The 21,588-nt window shown below is 38.8% G+C and carries 24 protein-coding genes; 12 read left to right on the top strand and 12 right to left on the bottom strand.

Annotated elements, in window-relative coordinates; translation table 11 throughout:
- Positions 1–105: 105 nt before the first annotated feature.
- The 7 genes from VB118_09620 to VB118_09590 all read right to left on the bottom strand — a co-directional run bounded on the left by VB118_09620 (position 106) and on the right by VB118_09590 (position 6,038).
- Complete coding sequence (locus tag VB118_09620; protein ID MEA4832855.1) at positions 106–1,992, bottom strand: beta-N-acetylhexosaminidase; 1,887 nt, start codon at positions 1,990–1,992, stop codon at positions 106–108.
- 119 nt (positions 1,993–2,111) lie between these two features.
- On the bottom strand, positions 2,112–2,585 hold the full coding sequence (ispF, locus tag VB118_09615) for a 2-C-methyl-D-erythritol 2,4-cyclodiphosphate synthase (GenBank protein ID MEA4832854.1): 474 nt from the start codon (positions 2,583–2,585) through the stop codon (positions 2,112–2,114).
- A 21-nt stretch (positions 2,586–2,606) separates the two neighbouring features.
- Positions 2,607–3,383 carry a 2-C-methyl-D-erythritol 4-phosphate cytidylyltransferase gene (gene ispD, locus VB118_09610; protein ID MEA4832853.1) on the bottom strand — a complete coding sequence of 259 codons (777 nt, stop codon included), beginning with the start codon at positions 3,381–3,383 and terminating at the stop codon, positions 2,607–2,609.
- Between the two features lie 26 nt (positions 3,384–3,409).
- Positions 3,410–3,949: a 2-oxoacid:acceptor oxidoreductase family protein gene (locus VB118_09605; GenBank protein ID MEA4832852.1), complete on the bottom strand. Its 540-nt coding sequence runs from the start codon at positions 3,947–3,949 to the stop codon at positions 3,410–3,412.
- The gene (locus VB118_09600) at positions 3,946–4,698 is read right to left on the bottom strand and encodes a thiamine pyrophosphate-dependent enzyme (protein ID MEA4832851.1); all 753 of its coding nucleotides are present in this window, start codon (positions 4,696–4,698) and stop codon (positions 3,946–3,948) included. Before VB118_09600 ends, VB118_09605 begins: the two co-directional genes overlap by 4 nt.
- A 34-nt stretch (positions 4,699–4,732) precedes the next feature.
- The gene (locus tag VB118_09595) at positions 4,733–5,791 is read right to left on the bottom strand and encodes a 3-methyl-2-oxobutanoate dehydrogenase subunit VorB (GenBank protein MEA4832850.1); all 1,059 of its coding nucleotides are present in this window, start codon (positions 5,789–5,791) and stop codon (positions 4,733–4,735) included.
- A gap of 34 nt (positions 5,792–5,825) precedes the next feature.
- On the bottom strand, positions 5,826–6,038 hold the full coding sequence (locus VB118_09590; protein MEA4832849.1) for a 4Fe-4S binding protein: 213 nt from the start codon (positions 6,036–6,038) through the stop codon (positions 5,826–5,828).
- 275 nt (positions 6,039–6,313) lie between these two features.
- Between VB118_09590 and VB118_09585 the strand changes: the two genes are divergently transcribed.
- The 10 genes from VB118_09585 to VB118_09540 are packed head-to-tail and all read left to right on the top strand — an operon-like array spanning position 6,314 to position 15,749.
- Entirely contained in the window at positions 6,314–6,634 is a 321-nt protein-coding gene (locus VB118_09585; protein ID MEA4832848.1) for a hypothetical protein, read from the top strand.
- Between the two features lie 7 nt (positions 6,635–6,641).
- The gene (locus tag VB118_09580) at positions 6,642–8,618 is read left to right on the top strand and encodes a V-type ATP synthase subunit I (protein MEA4832847.1); all 1,977 of its coding nucleotides are present in this window, start codon (positions 6,642–6,644) and stop codon (positions 8,616–8,618) included.
- A gap of 28 nt (positions 8,619–8,646) precedes the next feature.
- Positions 8,647–9,132, top strand: coding sequence for a V-type ATP synthase subunit K (locus VB118_09575; protein MEA4832846.1), 486 nt, complete (start codon positions 8,647–8,649; stop codon positions 9,130–9,132).
- Between the two features lie 10 nt (positions 9,133–9,142).
- The gene (locus tag VB118_09570) at positions 9,143–9,751 is read left to right on the top strand and encodes a V-type ATP synthase subunit E family protein (protein ID MEA4832845.1); all 609 of its coding nucleotides are present in this window, start codon (positions 9,143–9,145) and stop codon (positions 9,749–9,751) included.
- Between the two features lie 16 nt (positions 9,752–9,767).
- On the top strand, positions 9,768–10,772 hold the full coding sequence (locus VB118_09565) for a V-type ATPase subunit (protein ID MEA4832844.1): 1,005 nt from the start codon (positions 9,768–9,770) through the stop codon (positions 10,770–10,772).
- A gap of 27 nt (positions 10,773–10,799) precedes the next feature.
- A complete protein-coding gene (locus tag VB118_09560) occupies positions 10,800–11,156 on the top strand; it encodes a V-type ATP synthase subunit F (protein ID MEA4832843.1) in 357 nt (118 codons plus the stop codon).
- Between the two features lie 2 nt (positions 11,157–11,158).
- On the top strand, positions 11,159–12,946 hold the full coding sequence (locus tag VB118_09555) for a V-type ATP synthase subunit A (protein ID MEA4832842.1): 1,788 nt from the start codon (positions 11,159–11,161) through the stop codon (positions 12,944–12,946).
- Positions 12,947–12,966: 20 nt separating this feature from the next.
- Positions 12,967–14,343: a V-type ATP synthase subunit B gene (locus VB118_09550; GenBank protein ID MEA4832841.1), complete on the top strand. Its 1,377-nt coding sequence runs from the start codon at positions 12,967–12,969 to the stop codon at positions 14,341–14,343.
- A 29-nt stretch (positions 14,344–14,372) separates the two neighbouring features.
- Entirely contained in the window at positions 14,373–15,035 is a 663-nt protein-coding gene (locus VB118_09545; protein ID MEA4832840.1) for a V-type ATP synthase subunit D, read from the top strand.
- A 39-nt stretch (positions 15,036–15,074) separates the two neighbouring features.
- Positions 15,075–15,749 (top strand): hypothetical protein, encoded by a 675-nt coding sequence (locus VB118_09540; GenBank protein MEA4832839.1) that lies wholly within the window; start codon positions 15,075–15,077, stop codon positions 15,747–15,749.
- A 110-nt stretch (positions 15,750–15,859) separates the two neighbouring features.
- Here the strand turns inward: VB118_09540 and VB118_09535 are convergent, their stop codons facing one another.
- Together VB118_09535 and prfB are read right to left on the bottom strand one after the other, a co-directional pair.
- Positions 15,860–16,210 carry a hypothetical protein gene (locus VB118_09535; protein MEA4832838.1) on the bottom strand — a complete coding sequence of 117 codons (351 nt, stop codon included), beginning with the start codon at positions 16,208–16,210 and terminating at the stop codon, positions 15,860–15,862.
- A gap of 22 nt (positions 16,211–16,232) precedes the next feature.
- Positions 16,233–17,336, bottom strand: coding sequence for a peptide chain release factor 2 (gene prfB, locus VB118_09530; protein ID MEA4832837.1), 1,104 nt, complete (start codon positions 17,334–17,336; stop codon positions 16,233–16,235).
- A 258-nt stretch (positions 17,337–17,594) separates the two neighbouring features.
- Here prfB and VB118_09525 point away from each other — a divergent pair, with 258 nt between their 5' ends.
- The gene (locus VB118_09525) at positions 17,595–18,386 is read left to right on the top strand and encodes a sugar-binding protein (protein MEA4832836.1); all 792 of its coding nucleotides are present in this window, start codon (positions 17,595–17,597) and stop codon (positions 18,384–18,386) included.
- A 227-nt stretch (positions 18,387–18,613) separates the two neighbouring features.
- Here the strand turns inward: VB118_09525 and VB118_09520 are convergent, their stop codons facing one another.
- Genes VB118_09520 through spoVAC form a run of 3 tightly spaced genes read right to left on the bottom strand, consistent with a single transcriptional unit; the run spans position 18,614 to position 20,415 of the window.
- A complete protein-coding gene (locus tag VB118_09520; GenBank protein MEA4832835.1) occupies positions 18,614–18,967 on the bottom strand; it encodes a SpoVA/SpoVAEb family sporulation membrane protein in 354 nt (117 codons plus the stop codon).
- A 3-nt stretch (positions 18,968–18,970) separates the two neighbouring features.
- Entirely contained in the window at positions 18,971–19,972 is a 1,002-nt protein-coding gene (locus VB118_09515) for a stage V sporulation protein AD (protein ID MEA4832834.1), read from the bottom strand.
- The gene (gene spoVAC / locus VB118_09510) at positions 19,969–20,415 is read right to left on the bottom strand and encodes a stage V sporulation protein AC (protein ID MEA4832833.1); all 447 of its coding nucleotides are present in this window, start codon (positions 20,413–20,415) and stop codon (positions 19,969–19,971) included. The genes VB118_09515 and spoVAC overlap by 4 nt, the downstream gene beginning before the upstream one ends.
- A gap of 559 nt (positions 20,416–20,974) precedes the next feature.
- Between spoVAC and VB118_09505 the strand changes: the two genes are divergently transcribed.
- Entirely contained in the window at positions 20,975–21,565 is a 591-nt protein-coding gene (locus tag VB118_09505; protein MEA4832832.1) for a hypothetical protein, read from the top strand.
- Positions 21,566–21,588 lie beyond the last annotated feature (23 nt).

The following is a 21,588-nucleotide window of genomic DNA, read 5'->3' as shown; positions in this document are numbered from 1 at the left end:
CACAATATTTGATTGATAATGTCCTAATTATTAAATCAGAATTTTTATGTAATCCGACGGAAGTATAATAACCTCCGTCGGATTAACTGTAAATACGCTTTAATATTAATTAACAAAAGATGAACGGCTTGCAGAGAAAAGATATCCGTATCCGTTTGTGAAAACATTCGGTTCGAGTCTCGGAGTTGAAAGCTCATCGATTCCGGTTATTTCGCCGTTTATATACTTTGTAACTCTGGATATAGCCGTTTCAACTCTCGCTATTACTGTGCCATATCTTAAGTCGAACACTTCAAAGCCCATAGGCTTGTTGATAGTATACCAGTCCGAACGATGAAAATCCTTCAACTCGCACATTCTCTTTTTCAGCTCGTATAAACGCGGCAGAAGCTTTTGTAGATTTTCCTTGCTGCCGCTCTTATATGCCTCGATAAGCCTCATGCCAATGGAAGCTTTGTATTCAAGAGCACGCGCAACGAGCTTGTAATAAGTGAACATGGAATTATATTCGCCGTTCTGCGTTTCATATTTTTCATATCTTTCGGCGCAATCTCTGAAATGCTTTTCATATTTTTCGCAGTCATTTTCGAAAAATCTGTCATTGAAGCCGAGCAGAACATCATTCCACATAAAAGTTTTTGAGTATACAGCGTATCCTTGTCCATTTGTATTATGCTCCGGAAGAGCATCAAGATTTCCGAGGTCAAGAAGCTGGTCATATTTGATTCCGGTACAAAATTCAAACCGTTTAGAAAAGGCTTCGGCATTATAAGGGCCATTAAAGCTTATTTCGGCATACAGCTGAAGCCCCTGAAGTGTTGAATAAATATGCGCTTCCGTATTGTCGTCGCCCCAGATGGTACAGAAAACTTCGTCTATATTTTCTTCAACGCATACCTGCAAAGCGGCGTCTGTATAGGATATGGAAGGAATAACGCGCGGTGCAATAGAATACCATGTGTGAACCGCTCCGGCAAATACAGGTTTTGTGCCAAATTCATAATGGCGTTTGATATATGTCCTGTAAAAATCCTTATCGTCTCTGTAATAATCCCAATATACAAGCTGAACATCCTTTGGATATGCATCAAGCACTTCTTGAGGTATCACTACATCTTTATCGTAATACCCGCCTGATTTTGTAGCGCTTGAGAAGAACATATCGCTCCATATCATCGGTTTGAGTCCGTATTTATGACATATTGCTTTAACTCTGTCAAGATGCTCAAGCATTATATCAAATCTGCGGCGATAGCCGTGAAGCTTCAAATATTGACCTTCACCGAGATTTTCCGCTTCGTCCATACCTATGTGTATACGCTTTGATCGCACATTCTGAGACGCGGCCTTTATCATTGCATCTATAAAGTCATATACTTTTTCTTCACCGACAAGTAAGGTGTCCTTATCCATGCGCATACCATGATATGTGAACCACCAGCGGAGCGCATCTCTTAAATGCGCGAGAGTCTGTATGCACGGAATCAGTTCAATACCAAGCGCATAAGCATAATCATCCAGTTCTTTGATTTCTGCTCCTGAATATCTGCCGCGCATGTATCCGAAATACGGATAGCCCTCTACCTCATAATTATCTTCGCAATAAAGCATGAACATATTCAGTCCCATTATTGCTTCGCGGCGCAAAAGCATTTTAACGGCGGGAAGATCCGGAACGGCATTTGACTGAGCCACATCATACATTGCGCCGTTCAAAGTGAAACGAGGATGTTCTGTTATTTCAAAGGATTTTTCACCATAAGAAAGGTGTTCGAGCAAAAGCCCGATTCCTCTGTAAAAATGAGCTTTTTCATAATAAGTAATTTTTGCTTTATATCCTTCGCAGGAAACGCAAAGCTTCATTTCACCGGTTTTTTCATATGATACACATACGGAATCTCCGAAATTGGAAACAGTTATTCCTAGATCGTCCGAAAGAAGCATCAGCCCTTCTTCAAGGGAGGGATCGGAGGGAGAAAGATAAAGATTCATACTATACTCCTTATGTTTTATTTTTGTTTGTTCACGGTCAGAATTTAGCATTGGATGTATATTTATTAATGAGGCAATTATATCTGCTCATAATAATTCGAGGTAATAATTGCGTGGCTTTATACTTTCATTAAAAGTGCTGTTGCTTGAGCAGCTATTCCGAGTTCCGCGCCGGTAAAACCGAGACCTTCTTCAGTTTTTGCTTTAACGGAAACAAGAGAGCTTTCGATATTCAATGCTTCTGCAATCTTTTTTTGCATAAGCGGTATATATGGCATAAGCTTTGGCTTTTGGGCAATAACCACAGAGTCAATATTGATTATCCGATATCCGGCGGCGATGATCTTCTTGTTTGCAGCTATAAGCAGCTCTGACCCGGATATGTCTTTATATTTTTCGTCGGTATCGGGAAAATTTGTGCCGATATCTGAAAGGTACGCCGCTCCGAAAAGCGCGTCGATTATTGCATGCGCAAGAACATCCGCGTCTGAATGACCAAGAAGACCGAATTCATAAGGAATGTCGACGCAGCCAATAATAAGTTCTCTTCCTTTTACAAGCTTATGAACGTCATAACCTGTTCCTATTCTCAGGCACGTAAGGTCCATATCTTTTCATTCTCCCTTAAGTCTGGAATTGATAATTGAAGAAATAAGCTTTTCATCTCCCGGATAAGTCAGCTTTAAACTGAAATTACCGGTATCATATATACGGACTGTAAAACCGGCACGTTCGCAGAGCGCGCAGTCGTCAGTCGCCGTAAATCCGCCTTTTTGTGCCGCTGCAAGCGCAGACCGATAGATATCAGAGGAAAACACCTGCGGAGTGAAAACCGAAACCAGCCCTTCTCGGTCGGGCGTTTCGGTAACGCGGCGTTTGTTATCAATACGCTTAATTGTGTCAGATAAAGCGCGTCCGCAGGCGCACGCACCGCATTGCCGCACTTTTTTTGCAAGAGTGTCGATTTCTTTCGAGGTGACAAGCGGTCTGGCCGCGTCATGAATTGCGATGTATCTGCATTTTTTATCAGTGGCGTAAAAGCCGTTTGCGACTGATTCCGCTCGCGTCGCCCCTCCGGCTACTACTTTGACTGCTTTGGAATATTTGCCGCAAAAAGCGATGGATTTCATAATATCGAGTTCATCCTGTCGCGCGACGATGATAATTTCATCGAAAAAAGTACTGTTTTGGAATGCTTCAAGAGAATATTCGATAACGGTTTTATCATTGATTTTCAAAAGTTGCTTTGATATTCCGCCCATTCTTGCGCCGCTTCCGGCAGCCGAAATTACAGCGCTCATAAAGCATGAATCGCCGTTAAAAATATCGGTAACTTTGTCAAGCGTTTGAGAAACAACCGAGGTTATCTGCTTCAGCTTTTTGAAATCCATAATAAAACCGTTATATGAAATCTATATTATATTGTGTAATTATACCCTAAATCAAGAGCTTTTTTATTTATTTCTATCAGGTGAGCCTTTGACGCGGGAATAGATTCTGTGAGCAGCTTAAGAAAATAATCATATTCGAACATTTGTGTCTTGGCAATGATGGCTCCGAGAAAAATGACGTTTGCCATTCCGGAAAGATTGTTTTTTTCAGCAAGCTCGGAAGCGGGTATATAGAAAGCTTTTATATCGCTTCTCACGCATTTTCTGGATATAAGGCTGCTGTCTATAAAGACTGAACCGCCGGATACGACGGATGATTCGAATTTGTCCAGAGAAGGCAGGTTCATAGCAATAAGGATATCGGGTTCTGTGACGAGAGGAGAACCGATTTGATCGTCTGATATAATAACAGAGCAATTGCATGTACCGCCGCGCATTTCGGGGCCGTATGAGGGAAGCCATGTTACGAATTTATCTGCGTGCATCGCGGTTTTTGCTATTTGTTTTCCCGCAAAAAGAATGCCCTGTCCACCGAAGCCGGCAAGCAGAATTCTGTACATATTCATTTTACCTCCTTTTCGCCTGTAGTATCTTTATACACTCCGAGAGGATAATAAGGAATCATATCCGTTCTTATCCATTCAAGAGCCTGCTCGGGTGTTTTGCCCCAGTTAGTCGGGCAGGATGACAAAACCTCTACAATTGAGAATCCAAGACCTTTGATCTGTGTTTCAAAAGCTTTTTTAATTGCTTTTTTAGCATTTTTAATGTTCTTTACACAATCGACAGCGACTCGCTCGGCATAAGCGGTACCGGAAAGAGTGGAGAGCATTTCACATACTCTAATGGGGTTGCCTTGAATTTTAACGTCACGTCCGTATGGAGTGGTTGTCGAAACCTGTCCTGGAAGCGTGGTGGGAGCCATCTGGCCGCCTGTCATACCGTATATAGCGTTGTTGATAAAAATTATGGTTATATTTTCGCCGCGGGCACCGACATGAACAGTTTCGGCTGTCCCGATAGCGGCAAGATCTCCGTCGCCTTGATATGTAAAGACGACATTCTCCGGGCATGCGCGTTTTACTCCGGTTGCAACGGCAGGCGCTCTGCCGTGCGGAGCTTCTATCATATCGCAGTTGAAATAATTATATGCGAAAACAGAGCATCCTACCGGAGCAATGCCAACCGTTCGTCCTTCGCATCCAAGCTCGTCTATTACTTCAGCAACAAGTCTGTGAACTATGCCATGGGTGCATCCGGGACAATAATGAAATGGCATTTCAGTCAGAGCATGTGGTTTATCGAAAACTATCATTAGTTAATATCCTTTCATTTTGATCAGAGGAAAATCAGAGAGATTTGCTCATTTCGGAAAGTTTTCCGAATATTTCATCCACCGAGGGAATCATTCCCCCTGTTCTGCCGTAAAATTCAACAGGCTTCTTGCATTCAACAGCGAGCTTAACATCGCTGACCATCTGTCCCATATTCAATTCTACAGATAGAAAAGTCTTGGCAGTATCGGCAAGGGAACGCAGCTTTTTAGCAGGGAATGGCCAAACAGTAATCGGTCTGAGAAGCCCCGCTTTAATGCCTGCGGCTCTTGCTTTGATAATTGCGGACTTTGAGATTCTCGATGCGATGCCAAAAGATACAATTACTATATCCGCATCGTCCGTCATAAAGCTCTCATATTTAACTTCAGTATTTTCAATATTTTTATATCTTTCAAAACGCGAAATAATATTTTTTTCGAGATCTTCAGGCTGAATATACAGAGAATTTATTATATTATGAGCTCTTTTATTATGATGTCCGGAAGCTACCCATGTCTTTTCGGGAATTTCTCTCGGTGTTCTTGCATCAAAGTCGATCGGTTCCATCATTTGTCCCAGTGCGCCGTCAGCAAGGATCATAACAGGCGTCCTGTATATATCCGCAAGATCAAAGGCTTCCTGTGTCAGATCTCCTATTTCCTGTATAGATGCCGGGGCAAGGACAATAATATGCATATCACCGTGGCCAAGAGCTCTTGTAGCTTGAAAATAATCCGCTTGCGAAGGCTGTATACCGCCAAGGCCAGGGCCTCCGCGTTGTACGTTTACAATAACGCAAGGAAGATCAGAGCCTACTATGTAGGAAATTCCTTCACTTTTAAGGCTGAGCCCGGGCGATGAGGAACTTGTCAGAACGCGTTTTCCTGTAGAAGATGCGCCGAGAACCATGTTTATCGCGGCAATTTCACTTTCTGCCTGCATACAAAGACCGCCGACTTTAGGCATTCTTTTAGCAAGCGTTTCGGAAATTTCCGTTTGAGGAGTTATCGGGTAACCGAAATACAGACGACAGCCGGCTTTTATAGCCGCTTCCGCAATTACTTCGTTGCCCTTCATTAAGACTTTACTCATTTTTGCTTGTGAACCGTTTCCTTTCTTTTATATATTACTTTTCAACAATTATAGCAACATCAGGACATATAGTTGCGCAGAATGCGCATGCAATGCATTTATCCTCGTCGACAGCTGCGATGCCGGCCGGATGATGTCCTTTTTTATTTAACTTTGTCGTTTCAAGCGAAATGATCTTTTTGGGGCATACAGTGACGCAGAGCCCGCATCCCTTGCATAGATCAATTTTAAACGTGACTTTGTTCATCTTATACATAACCTTTCCGATAAATATCTCGATAAAATCTCATATAATAATATCACAATCAAAAGGCGATGTAAATAGTAAAAAATGAATAAAATATTATAAAATTCGGAATAAAATCATTTTTCTAATATATGAATAAACACGTTTAAATCTGAAATAGTCTAAAAAAAAGCAAAAAAGCAATTGAAATAATGAATAATCTATGATATAATTAATGGAGTTATCGTATTTTTATGGCAATCCTCATTTAAACTTCATACGGAAGGAATAATTAAATGGCGCTCGAAGCTGTTGAAAAAATAATATCCGCTGAAAAAGAAGCGGAAAAAATAAGACGTTTGGCTGATGTCGCCGCAAAAGCTCGCATTGCCGAAGCCGAAAAAAAAGCCGCAGAGGTTTTTGCATCCGTACGTGCGACGGCATTGTCGGAAGCAAAAAATAGCTCAGCTAAAAATGTCGATCAAATAGCACAAAGGAAAAAAGCCGCAAAAGAGAATTCATTGGTAAAAATTAAAGAAATAAGAAACTCATCAAAAAAGAATTTTAATGTAGCAAGCGACTATATCGTAAAATATGTCATCAGCAAAGGAAATTAAACGATAAATGTCCATATTAAAAATGAAAAAGCTTTCTCTTCTCTCATTGAAGGAAAGCTGTGATGAATTATCAAAGGAGCTTTGCTGGTTAAGCGCACTTGAGACTGTGAAACCGGATGAAGATAAGCTTACAAAGCTATACGGTTCTTCAATATCAGTATTGCAAACAGATTCCGATGTACAAAAGCTTGAAAAGAAGAAACAGGATTTAATTTACGCACTTGAATGTGTGGGAAAATATAGAGAAAAGAAAAAAATTCTGGATTTTACCAAAAAATCAATGACCAGATCGGATTTTGAAGCTCTTGACTCATCACTTTATGACACATTCAATAAGGTTGACAGTATTCTTGATATTTCAAAAAAGCTGACAGAATACAAAGCAAAGGTAAATCAGCTTAATAACAGGATCGCTTCTTTTAAGCCTTGGGAAGATTATACACTTCCGCTGTCTGAAAAAGTAACGAAAACATGTTCGATTGAATTGTTTACATTACCATCTCAGTTTCCATCGGAAACCGTAATTTCAGAGCTTGAACAAAAAAACTGTTACGCTGTTTTAGTATCAACTCAGAACGAGCTTTCATATTACACTGGAATATATTTGAATGACAATGATGATATATTCAGAAGCACACTTTCATTCTTTGGTTATATGCGACCTTCCTTTGGAGATGCGGTTATGACGGCAAAGGATGAGATAAAATCCTGCATAAATGAAATAAATCAAATTGAAGCCGCGTCTTTACAGCTTGACTCGGAATACCGTGCTCTTGCGAAATACGCTGACGAATTTGAATATGCCGTCGATTATATAAACTCAAAGCTTTCGGTGCTTTCGCTTCGATCTGATATGATAACGACAGATTCATCGGTTTTCATCACCGGATTTGTTTGTGAAAAGGATATCGGAAAGCTCGAAAAGCTTTTAAGTAAATTTTTATGTTATTATGAAATAACGGATCCGGAAAGCGATGATTCTGTTCCGGTAATGCTTCAAAACAGTGTGCTTGCGACACCATTTGAAGCAATACTGGGAATGTATTCTTATCCCGATTATAACGGATATGATCCGACGGCTGTAATGGGGCTGTTTTATTTTGTAATATTTGGTTTTATGTTTGCGGATTTTATATATGGTGTTCTTCTTTCGGTTGGATGCTTTATACTTAACAAGCTCATGAAGCCTAAAGGTACATCAAAAAAAATGTTGCTGTCATTTGCTATTTCTGGCATTTCATCTGCTATAGCGGGAATTCTTTTCGGAGCATATATGGGTGATCTGCCCAGTGTGTTCAAAGAAAGTATTCTTTTAAGTCCGGGAAAGCTTAATACAGCATTATGGTTCGATCCTTTAAACGACCCTCTCAAGCTTTTGATCGTTTCAATAGCTATCGGAGCGCTGCATCTGCTTACAGGTCTTATCATAAAATTTTATATGTTATGCAAGCGCGGGCAAGTGTTTGACGCTATCTGCGATGTCGGCAGCTGGTTGGTGTTGTTTATTGGCTTCGGTGTTTACGCAGCGGGAGCAGCCGCATCGGGCACTGCTTTGCCTCAAATAGGTAAATATGTCGTTATTTCCGGAATGCTGATGCTTGTTTTAACTCAGGGCAGAGCGGAAAAAAATATATTTTTAAAGTTCGGCAAGGGTCTTTTAAGCTTGTATAACATTGTAAGCTACGCCTCTGATCTTCTTTCTTATTCACGAATACTCGCACTTAGTCTCGCGTCGGCGGTAATCGCAAGTGTTGTCAACATTATGGCTACGCTCGCCGGTCCGTCAGTCATTGGTATAATAATGATGCTCCTGATAATTCCTGTCGGGCATGCATTAAATATTGCGCTCAATCTGCTCGGCACATTTGTTCACACAAGCAGACTTCAATACATCGAATTTTTCGGAAAATTTTATGAAGACGGCGGAAGAGAATTTTCTCCGTATTCAATAGATACAAAATATATTGAAATCATCAATGAATAAAAGATGACATATAAGAAAGGTTAAAAAAATGAACTTACCAGATTTTTCAGCAAATAATGTTGCTCTTATCGGAGCAGGACTGTCCGTAATACTTGCCTGTATCGGTTCGGCAAGAGGAGTTGGCATGGTCGGAGAAGCCGCCGCAGGTGTAGTTACAGAGGATCCGACTAAGTTCGGTAAAGCTTTATTATTACAAGCTCTTCCGGGTACGCAGGGTATATATGGTTTTATCACCGCATTTATAGTGATACTTAAACTTAATGTACTTGCCGGAGATCCCGTGATACTGACAGACGCTCAAGGCTGGTATATTTTTTGCGCTTGTATTTCCATCGCTTTTGTCGGACTTTTTTCAGCATTATATCAGGCACGAGTTGCATGCGCTGGAGTTAATATATTGGCAAAGCGTCCGGATCAATTTATTAAAGGCGTTATATCATCAGCTCTCGTTGAAACATATGCGATATTCTCCCTCCTTGTTTCACTGCTTATGATTCTCTCGCTTAAGATATAAATAGTTAATTATGAACAGTATTGACGTAATTACGGATAAAATAATAGCCGACGCAAATAAGTATGCATCGGATCTTCTCGAGTCATCAGAACGACAGGCAAAAGACATAATAGAGCAGACTCAAAAATCAGCCGAGCAGGAAGCATCTGTTATTAAAGAACGTTCTAAAAAATCAGACGATCTTGAATTAACAAGATCTGACAGCTCAAACGAACTTGCTTTGAGAAACGCACTTCTCAATGAAAAAATTACAATATCCGAAGAATGTTTTTCAGATGCCGAGAAGAAACTGGCTTCTCTTGATAAAGATGCTTATATTAAATTTCTTTGTTCTTATTTTAAAGACTGCTGTGAAAACTCGGACGCTGTCATATCTTTGAACGAAAAAGATACCGCGGAAATAGGACATGATTTTCTCATTGCCGCACTGTCTGTCCAAAGCAATAAATTTCCGGATGCTGTGTCAAAACTTACTCTTTCGCGCATTCCGGCGAAAATAGACGGCGGATTTATTCTGACTATAGGCGATATAGATTATAATTGTTCCATACATTCGATTGTTTCCATATATAAAAAAGCTTTGGAAGCAAAAGTGTTGGAGCTGTTGTTTAAAGCCTGAAAAGGAACCGGCTTAAATGTACAACGAAAACGATTATTTATATGCTGGAGCAAGACTCCGAGCGTATGATGCCAAAAACGCGTCAAAAATATCTACGGATAAGCTTATCGAAGCAAAGAGCTATAATGAGGCTTTGGATATGCTTACAGAATCCGAACAAACGGATACTGTAATAATCAATTATGAGGATTATTTTGAAAAAAGGCTTGAGGAAGCTTACAATATCTGCGGTGAATTTGCTCCTGTAAAATCACCTGTAAGTATTCTGCGCCTACCATATGATTGCCACAATATTAAATCGGCAATCAAATGCGATGCGCTTGGGATATCGGCAAGTGATCTGTATTTTAAAACAGGGAATGTGTCTCCTGCGGAAATAAATCTTGCAATTAAAAACCGTGATTTTAGATGCTTACAGACAAATATGTGTGCTGCTTCAGGTGAAGCTGTTGAATCACTTGCAAAGACAGGAGATCCGCAGAATGTCGATATTTTAATTGACAAAGCCTGTTTTGACGATATGCTATCCGGCGCGGAAAGCTTTGGCAGCAAGTTTATGATTGATTATGTTAAAACAAAAATTGATGTGTATAATATTACTTCATTCATCAGATGCTCAAAGATGAATAAAAGTTTCATCTTTCTTGATCTCATTCTTTCCGATAAAGGATATATTGAAAAATGCGTTTTCAATGATCGTTATTCAAAAAAAGGAGAGAATGAAGACGGAAATACTTCTGCGAGCAAGCTTTTTGAATTGCTTAGTATGACACAATACAGTTCTCTATTTTCAAAATACAACGCAGAAAGTTTTTCATCGCTTAGCTTTGCAGAAGTGGAAAGAATATTTGATTTCTTTTTCGCCGGTAAAATCAATTCTCTGAAATATATTCCGTTCGGTCCGGAAGTTATAATAGAATATATATTAAACAGAGAACGTGAAATTAAAAATATGCGGCTTGTATTTGCCGGGAAGAGAGTATCTCTTTCAAACGATGAGATTCGTCTGAATCTGAGATAATTCTTTAAATGCGTTTCGGAGAATAATATGAATAAAGACATTAAAAAGATTGCTGTCATCGGTGACAAAGAAAGCGTGCTTGGCTTCAGAGCTGTAGGTTTCGATGTTAGATTCTGCGAGACTACAGAAAATGCTGCAGCGGAGCTTGACAAGATGTTTATCTCAAATGAATACGCTATAATTTATATTACTGATATTTTGTTGGCCGGATTAGAAAACGATGCTGATAAATATTCAGAAAAAACGATCCCGGCACTTATACCAATTCCATCAAAGCTAGGTACAAACGGATATGGAGTTCGCATGATTAAAAAATCCGTTGAACGAGCAGTCGGAGCGGATATTCTTTTTAAAGATGAAAATAATGATTCAAGAGGTTTATAAAGATGCAGGAAAACCAAACCACAGGTAAGGTAATAAAGGTTTCCGGACCGCTGGTAATTGCAGATAACATGAGAAATGCCAACATGTTCGATGTTGTGAGAGTCGGCAAAAGCAAGCTTATCGGTGAAATCATCGAAATGCGCGGTGATAAGGCCTCTATTCAGGTATATGAAGAGACAGCCGGAATCGGACCAGGAGATATAGTTTATTCGACAGGCTCGCCTTTGTCTGTCGAACTCGGACCGGGACTCATAAAAAATATTTATGACGGTATACAGCGTCCGCTTGAAAATATATATACAAAATACGGAACAAATTTACCTAAAGGAATTGACGAACCGGCTCTCAGTCGCGATACAGACTGGGATTTTGTACCGTGTGCGAAACCGGGTGATAAGCTTGGCGAAGGCGATTTTCTAGGTTCTGTCCAGGAATACGAGATTATATCTCATAAAATAATGGTTCCACAAGGAATCAACGGAACACTTAAAGCAATATATGCCGGTAAACATAAGGTTGACGATACTATTGCAGTGCTTGTTTCTGACAGTGGAGAAGAAATTAATATCAGCATGATTCAGAAATGGCCGGTCAGAAAAGCACGTCGGTATAAAGAAAAGCTGCCTCCGCTTGAGCCGATGATTACCGGTCAGCGTACAATTGATGCAATGTTTCCGATTGCAAAAGGCGGCACGGCATGCATACCGGGTCCTTTCGGCAGCGGAAAAACCGTCGTACAGCATCAGCTCGCCAAATGGAGCGATGTCGATATTGTTATCTATATCGGATGCGGTGAGCGCGGCAACGAGATGACAGATGTATTAAGAGAATTTCCGGAGCTTATTGATCCGCATACCGGATATTCATTGATGAAAAGAACAGTACTGATCGCTAATACATCAGATATGCCCGTGGCGGCGCGCGAAGCATCTATTTATACCGGAATCACTATTGCGGAATATTTCAGAGATATGGGATATTCGGTTGCGGTTATTGCGGATTCTACATCAAGATGGGCCGAGGCATTGCGCGAAATGTCCGGTAGACTTGAGGAAATGCCAGGAGAAGAAGGCTATCCCGCTTATCTGACATCAAGACTTGCCCAATTTTACGAACGTGCCGGAAAGGTTAGATGTCTGGGCTCCGATAACAGGATCGGCACGCTTACAGCTATAGGCGCGGTTTCTCCACAGGGTGGTGACCTTTCAGAACCCGTTACGCAGGCGACTCTTAGAATAGTAAAGGTCTTCTGGGGTCTTGAAGCTACTCTGGCGTACCGTCGTCATTTTCCGGCTATCAACTGGCTGAATTCATATTCACTGTACAAAGACAGACTTGAAAAGTGGTTATCAGAAAACGTTAACGAAAACTGGAATAAATATACAAGTGAAGCTCTTAAGATCCTTCAACTCGAAAGCGAGCTTGACGAAATAGTAAAGCTTGTCGGCATTGACGCTCTTTCCGCTTCGGACAGACTCGTAATGGAAACCGCGCGTTCAATCAGAGAAGATTTTTTACAACAGGATGCATTCAGCACTGATGATGCTTATTCACCGCTTAAAAAGCAATTTAAGCTTGTGTCTCTGATTCTGAGCTTCTATCATAAATGTCAGAAGGCACTTGAATCCGGTGTTACCATCGATGATATTACATCGCTCCCGGTTATAGAAAAGATTGGGAGAGCAAAGACGATTGCTCCTGATATTTTCGATGCTGAATGCGATAAAATTATTGACGAACTTGACGATCAGCTGTCATCGATATCAACTCCGGGCATTAAAAAAGCATAAGCGCAACGGGAGAAAATAAAATGATCAAAGAATACAAAACGATTCAAGAGGTCGCCGGTCCTCTGATGCTCGTAAAGCAGGTTGAAAACGTAAAGTACGATGAGCTGGGTGAAATTGAGCTGCCAAACGGCGATATCAGAAGATGCAAAGTGTTGGAGGTCAACGGTTCGAACGCTCTTGTACAGCTTTTCGAAAGCAGCGCGGGATTAAATCTCGCAGAAAGCAAAGTCAGGTTTTCAGGACATGGCGTTCAGCTCGATGTCTCTCAGGATATGCTGGGACGTGTTTTCGGCGGAATGGGAAATCCGATAGACGGCGGTCCGAAGATCATCGCAGAAAAAACGCTTGACATAAACGGCACTCCGATAAATCCAGCGGCACGAAATTATCCAAGCGAATTTATCCAAACCGGTATATCCACAATAGACGGATTGAATACACTTGTCCGCGGACAAAAGCTGCCAATCTTTTCTGGTTCCGGACTTCCTCACGCGAATCTGGCAGCTCAGATTGCAAGACAATCAAAAGTTCTCGGATCAGATGAAAAATTCGCAGTCGTTTTTGCAGCCATTGGAATTACATTCGAAGAAGCAGATTTCTTTATAAGTGATTTTAGAAAAACAGGCGCTATCGACAGAACAATTCTGTTTATAAATCTTGCCAGCGACCCTGCAATAGAAAGAATATCAACGCCCCGTATGGCTTTGACAGCAGCAGAATATCTAGCATACGACTGCGATATGCAGGTCCTCGTTATTCTGACAGATATCACGAATTACGCCGAAGCATTACGTGAAATTTCCGCCGCACGAAAAGAAGTCCCCGGAAGAAGAGGATATCCAGGCTATTTATATACCGATCTTGCAAGCATTTATGAAAGAGCCGGCAGGAAACTGGGTCAAAAGGGCAGTATTACAATGATTCCGATATTGACTATGCCTGAAGATGACAAAACACATCCGATTCCAGACCTTACAGGATATATTACTGAAGGACAGATTATACTTTCCAGAGAATTGTACAGAAAGGGAATACTTCCGCCGGTTGATGTTTTACCGTCGCTTTCACGCTTAAAAGACAAGGGAATAGGCGAAGGAAAAACAAGAGAAGATCATGCGAATACAATGAACCAGCTCTTTTCATGTTATGCACGTGGAAAAGAAGCAAAAGAACTGATGATTGTTCTTGGTGAAGCCGCCTTGACTCCTACCGACAGGCTTTATGCTGCATTTGCAGATGAATTTGAAAAGCAATATATAAATCAGGGCTTTGACGAAAACAGATCAATACAACAGACCCTTGATATCGGCTGGAAACTGCTAAAAATATTCCCAAAATCCGAGCTTAAAAGAATCAAGCCGAAGCTGTTTGATAAATATTGGCCTGAAAAGGATTGATTACTGCCGAAAGGATAAGATAAATCACTGTGGCACAGACGCATGTTAACCCGACGCGTATGGAGCTTACAAAGCTCAAAAAGCGTCTGAAAACCGCAAAACGCGGTCATAAGTTACTCAAAGATAAACGCGATGAGCTAATGAAAAAATATCTTGCGATCGCAAAAGAAAATATGGAACTGCGCATTAAGGTTGAAGCTGCTCTGATAAAGCTAAATGAGAGTTTTACCGTTGCCGCCGCCGCTACATCGGATAAAATAATAGAAGAATCCCTGATATATCCGAAGCTGACTGCTTCTCTTGAGGTTTCAAGCGAAAACATAATGAGTGTAATCGTTCCGACCTTTAAAACGGAAATCAACTCCGGTAACGATTCTTCAGATATTTTTTCGTACGGTTTTGCCTTTACTTCTGGGGAACTTGACAGCGCATTGGAATATCTTCAACGGATTTTACCTGATATGATTACTTTGGCGGAAAAAGAAAAGGCTGCACAGTTATTATCAGCTGAAATAGAACGTACCAGACGCCGCGTTAATGCGCTTGAGTATATCATGATTCCGAACCTTGAATTGAATATTCATTCGATCACAATGAAGCTTGATGAAAATGAACGAGGAAACCTTACTCGCTTAATGAAAGTCAAAGACATGATGATAAAAGCGCAAATAGAATCCAAGCAGAAAGAATAGTATTACTAATATTTCTTAACAATGATCGGAGTAATATCAATGAATATAAAGAAATTAAGTATATATGCTGTTGCAATTATTATGATCATTTGTTGCTTTTTAGGTGGTAAAAGTGTTCAAAGCCCAGATAATTCAACATTATCAACATTACCATCGACTTCCTTACAATCAGATCAGCAAAATATAGCAAGCCAAGCTATTAACTCTCCAAACGAAACTGTTTTACCTCCAGAAAATCTGGCAGAAACAGACTTCATAAACTCCCAAAACAAATACGGAGAGAATTTATGCTCTGAAAATGAGCAGTTATTATTCAGTTTTAAGACGGAAGATTCACTTAAAACATTATCCGTGTGTATATCAGAAATGCAGCCGGATTATATAGTATATCGTTTCGGGAAAGAAGATAATATTGAACTTGAATATCCGGAAAATATAGCCGATTCATGGAATAAATTTACCTACTCTTATTATTTGCGCGGAGGTGGAGCAGATAATGAAGGTATGGATTTAAATTATTTAACATTTATTAACTGCGGATTCGAATACAGAATATACGAGGAGTATACAGCTTCTGATAATAAAACGCGAGTTGGGATAAAAATAACTGATACTGTAACAAAAAAAGAGACAGAGATAAAAGGCTTAAGCGGCAGTATTATAGGAAGCCTTATTCAACTGAGAAATAATAATAAAATCAAAATTGATAATTAAGAAACAAAAGACAGAGCCATCTGCACTACTTTTCGTAGGCATTTGGCTCTGTTTTCTTTTTGAATTTTTTCTGCAACATCTTTCAATGCGATAACGGGTCAGATAAAGAATTACTTATCATCCTCAGATTCAATTGAACAATCAATATCAGATGAATCTTCTTCATCAAACAAGTCTGATTTGTCAAGACATTCATCATCATTGCATTCATCGCAGTCACATTCACAATCACAACTGCAGTCGTAATTTGATTTTTCTAATTCGATAGCTTTATATTCATTATAAAGCATCCATGCTCCGGAAAGCCCTCCTAAAAGGCCTAAAGAAAAGAATGCCCCTGAAAGTCCTTTGTTCTTCTTCATAAAAGCAAGAAACATTACAAAGCAAACAAAGGCCTGTCCAATAAGAGCGGCACCGATAATGAGTTTTGAGTTCTTTTTGATGATTTTTTCGCAGTCCATTTTGATCTCCTTTACTTGATTATTAATTAGTTTCAGTGTTATGTTTAAGATATGCGTTTATAAAGCCGTCGAGATCTCCGTCCATGATTTTATTTATATCGCCGTCTTCATAATTTGTCCTGTGATCTTTAACAAGAGTATATGGCATAAAGACATAGGATCTGATCTGCGCCCCCCACTCAATATTGAGTTTTACACCCTTAATGTCTTCAATTTTTTCATAATTTTCGCGTTTTTTGATTTCAAGCAGCTTTGATTTTAACATTTTCATAGCTACTTCCTTATTTTGAAGCTGGCTTCTCTCATTTTGACAGCCAACTACAATACCAGAAGGTATGTGTATAATTCTAATGGCAGAATCGGTTTTATTGATATGCTGACCGCCGGCTCCGCTGGCACGGTGGGCCTCAATTTTCAAGTCTTCATCTCGAATTTCAATCTTTAATGCATCTGTAAATTCAGGCGTAACTTCTACAGAAGCAAATGAAGTATGCCTTCTGCCGGAAGCGTCAAATGGAGATACACGAACAAGCCTATGAACACCGGCTTCACCTTTTAAATAACCATATGCATATTCACCTTCGACAGAGAAGGTGGCGCTTTTAATGCCTGCTTCATCGCCGTCAAGATAATCCAGCATTTTAAATTTGAATCCATCACGTTCAGCAAAACGCATATACATTCTGTAAAGCATCTCAGCCCAATCCTGTGCTTCTGTGCCGCCCGCACCCGGATGAATAGAAAGAATTGCGTTGAGTTTGTCATATTCACCGGAAAGCAAAAGCCGGGTACGCTGATGCTCATACATATTCTGCATCCGTTTTACATCAGCCATGATATCGGCGCTTAATGAATCGTCATCGGTGTCCGAAGCCAGCTCAATAAGTTCTTCGGTCGATTTCATCAACTCACATAGTTCAATGTATGAGTCATATACGGATTTTTTGTCTTTAAGAACGGCCATAATTGTCTGAGAACGGTTGGAGTCAAGCCAAAAGTCCGATTGTTGTGTCTGTTCTTCAAGTGTAGATAATTCATTTTTCAGCTTTTCTATTTGTATTGCATTTCCAAGCTCTGTTATATCTTTTTTAAGATCACGAGCCAGTTGATTTGCCTGTTCCAAAATTAAAACCAAGGGTTTATCCTCCGGAGATTCTTAAATACTCATATATATTATACAACACCAAATGCAATTTGTAAACACATTAATTGTTAACGATTTACTTTTTATAAGATCAATATTATACATCGTCTATAATATAGAAAGTAAACGCAATATGAATAATATACAATAAATATATTAAAATATTGTTGACAATGTATTTATGATATGATATAATAAGGTTAGATGTTCAAATCACAATATATTTAAGGTGGTATTGTAATGAAAAAGCTTTTATTAACCGCAATTCTTTCTATTTTGATTCTCTGTCTTTGCTTGCCTATTAGTGCTTTAGGAGCAGATGATTTTGGCAAGCTCTCGGTTCTTCCAAAGGAAATTGAAGTTGATGGCGTCAAAGATGCATTTTATGATCAATATGGAATAAAGCTTGATATTAACAGAATTCTCGGCGGGAAGCTTGATGTTCAAGGTAAAGCTTATTTTATCTGCAGCGAAAAATATCTTTATATCTTTATAGAAGTATCAGATAAAACGGACTGTCTTTCAAAAACAGGCAATGAGTGGGATTTTGACTGCTGTGAGTATTTATTTAATCCGGATAGTTCAGGTTTATTCCAGTACCGTATAAACAGTGACAGCGTTATAAGCGGAAGTGATAATACTAAAGATGCTGATTTTGCAGGAAAAGCTATTAAGGTATCAGAAGGATACAACACAGAATTCAGAGCTCCTCGTTCCTTGATCAGCAGTAAAAACGAAAACAAAATCGCCCTTGCTTTAATGATCACAGATATTTACCAAAACGGTTCAGGAAATCAAAACAATATCGTACTTCAAAACACCGCTACGAATTTCAGTCTTTGGTCACCTGATACATATGGCTTTTTCTCTGTTGGTGATATAATAACGCTTCCTGCAGAACCGACAGAAACAGAAACAGAAAAAGAAGAAGATACTACATCGCCTTCAACAGGAGATTCAATGATTATTTTTGTCATGACAACAGTTATTTCATTAGCGGTGGCTATAACTGTATCAAAGAAAAAAATATAAATATTGATTAGAATAAATTTATAAATTGATGCGTTCCGTATAAATTATTATCACATCAAAAATAATTTCTATTAAAAAGGATTATTTAATTGCTGTTTTAATATAATACGGAGCGCTTTTTCTATTATTAACGTTATTAACACTTAAAGAAAATGCTTTGATATACACAAAACTCTTGAGAATTCATAAAATCTGTAATATAATATAAATGCAGAATACTTGATGGCTCATAAAGGCTTACTGTTAAAAAGCATAGCAATTGTAAAACCGAATATTATAGCCGCGCCAATTCCGGCAGCAGTGCCGGAAAGGCCACCCGAAATAACCCCTAACAATCCGAATTCTTCTACTGCATCTTTAACACCGTTGGCAAGAGAATAGCCAAAACCTGTAAGAGGCACAGTTGCACCGCATCCGGCAAACTTAACAAGAGGCTCATAAAAACCTATCGCTGTAAGGAGAACGCCTCCGCATACATATCCGGTTAATATACGAGCCGGAGTAATCCCTGTAAAATCAATGAGAAGCTGTGCGATTCCGCAAAGCATACCACCTATAAGAAAAACATTTAAATACATCATAATTTAAGTCTCCCTGGTAATTCTAATCAAATGCGCTATACCGGGTGTCTCCATCCCTTGCAGAGATGAGAGCGGGCTCAAAAGAGCTCCGGTTCCTATTATCAATAAATCTTTTATTTTATTTTCTATAAGAAGCTTATAAAAATATGCGTTTGTAACAGCTGCAGAGCATCCGCACCCTGAACCCCCGGCGTGCATATCTTGTTTTTTAATATCATAAATGAGTTTTCCGCAATCAGTAAAATTACTGCCTATTTCTACACCTTCACGGGATAATATTTCAAGTAATATTGAATGTCCTTCTTCTCCCAAATCTCCTGTCGCAATGATATCAAAATTTCTAGGATTATTCCCGCTTAGTTTAAAATACCTTATTATAGTATCAGCCGCTGCAGGAGCCATTGCGGCTCCCATATTATTGATGTCAGTAATCCCTTTTTGAATCGGTATTCCGCATAACGCTTCGTTTAAATATATATTTGACTCATGTTTTGATGAAATAATAACTGCTCCTGCTGCCGTGACCGTATTCTGAGATGTCGGGGTTCTCTGACATCCATATTCGATAGGGAAGCGATATTGTCTTTCCGCAGTACAAAAATGAGACGAAGTAGCAGACGCGCTGATTTCCGAAAAGCCTGATTCGACTGCATTACCTGATAATATAAGACCTTCCGCGAAAGTAGAACATGCTCCGTAAATACCGAAATACGGTATTTGTCTGTCAATCAATCCATATGTGCTTACTGTGCATTGATTTATGAGATCACCGCAGAAAACAGTATCAACATCGTCATTTTTCAAACTTGCTTTGGATAATGCTATTTCAAAAGCTTTTTTAACAAATTCGCTTTCAGCTTTTTCCCATGTCTTCTGAGAAGCTTTAGTATCCGCATATGAAAAATCAAATAACGACCCTAAAGGACCATCCTTTTCCTTTTTTCCTACAACAGATGAAACAGATATTATTTTGGGCTTTTTCGTAAAAACAAATACTTTTCTCATTTTATGCTCACCGCTTTTACAATAAATAATAAAATACCATATATACAGGATGATAATGTTCCGAAAACAATTACCGGACCTGCGACAGTAAACATTTTTGCTCCTACGCCAAGAATAAGTCCTTCGGTTTTATAATCCATAGCGGGAGCAATCATTGCATTGGCAAATCCGGTAATCGGCACTAAGGTTCCGGCGCCGCAGTATTTAGCTATTTTATCAAAAATTCCAATTCCGGTTAAAAGACATGCAAAAAAAACAAGTGTTGAAGGCACCAGCATTTTTACGCTTTTTTCATTTAATCCTAAATATATATATAGATCATAAAAACCTTGTCCAATCATACAGATTATTCCGCCGCAAAAGTATGCAAGTAAAAAATCCTTAATGAATTTTGATTTTTTTGCATGATGCTTACTGTATTTTTTATACTCGTTATTATTCATTCCATATATACCTTTCATTAGCATGAGTCGGGAATAAAAAACTATATCACCCAGCATTGTATTCATATATAAAACTCTGTCTTGCTGTCGGATTTATTATTTTGCATTTTCCTTTTGTAATATTTACACTGTTCAAGTCCTGTTATGCCGAATATTTCTGAGCTCAATTCATTGATCGTTCGATCGTTCTGATATCTGTATGCTGTACAAAAACCGTCCGATTGATACTTACAATCCTTATTACAGCTCAGCAGGGAAGAGATAAGCATCGTTATACATCCTTTCAATATATTTGCATATATAAAATTCGACTTTACTGCATATTAAATTCACGTTTAACAAAACAGTAATTGAAATATAAAATTTGAAATAATAATAGGACCTAATAATAATGAATTCTGAGCTGAATCGTATTAAATCAATAAATTATTCAAATTTATTGATTGTTGATTATAGAATAACAGATGAAATAATATATAATCTGAGACTTTTGGGAGCAGAATGCATAAAAACTGTTCCGAATTTTAATTTTGACAATGCTGTTTCAGGACATCCTGATATGCTTTATTTTAATTCATTAAAATTTATTTTTGTTGAATATAATAATAAGCTTAGTTTTGATAAATTAGGTATAACCGATTGTATAAATTATTCAGGAAAAGCAATAGAAACCGTGCTGTTTGAGAATCATACATATAAATATCCATGCGATGTCCTTTTAAATGGTGTAGAGATCGGTGAAAAGCTTTTATGTAATCCTTTAACAATTGATAAAAAAATAATGAATATATATGACAGTAAGAATATAATCAGAGTTTCACAGGGATATACAAAATGTAATGCCTGCGTAATAACTAACAATGCGTTGATAACCGAAGATGAAGGTATTTTCATAGCATGCAGAAATAACAGTATTGATTGTCTTAAGCTTGAATCTCATTCTGTGAAACTCGATGGATATGATTATGGATTTATAGGAGGAGCATCTGGAAAAATTTCAAAAGAAATCATAGCTTTTTGCGGAGATATCGATAAACATCCTGAATTTGATAAAATATATAGCTTTTGTAAAAATCACGGTGTTAATCCAATATCGCTGTCTTCGGATCCGCTTTATGATTATGGCAGCATTATAGCTGTAGGATTATAAGAGAAGAGTTTTCTTGCTTTATT

Source organism: Oscillospiraceae bacterium (assembly GCA_034925865.1).
Classification (GTDB): domain Bacteria; phylum Bacillota; class Clostridia; order Oscillospirales; family SIG627; genus SIG704.
This window is presented reverse-complemented; position numbering and strand designations above follow the sequence as displayed.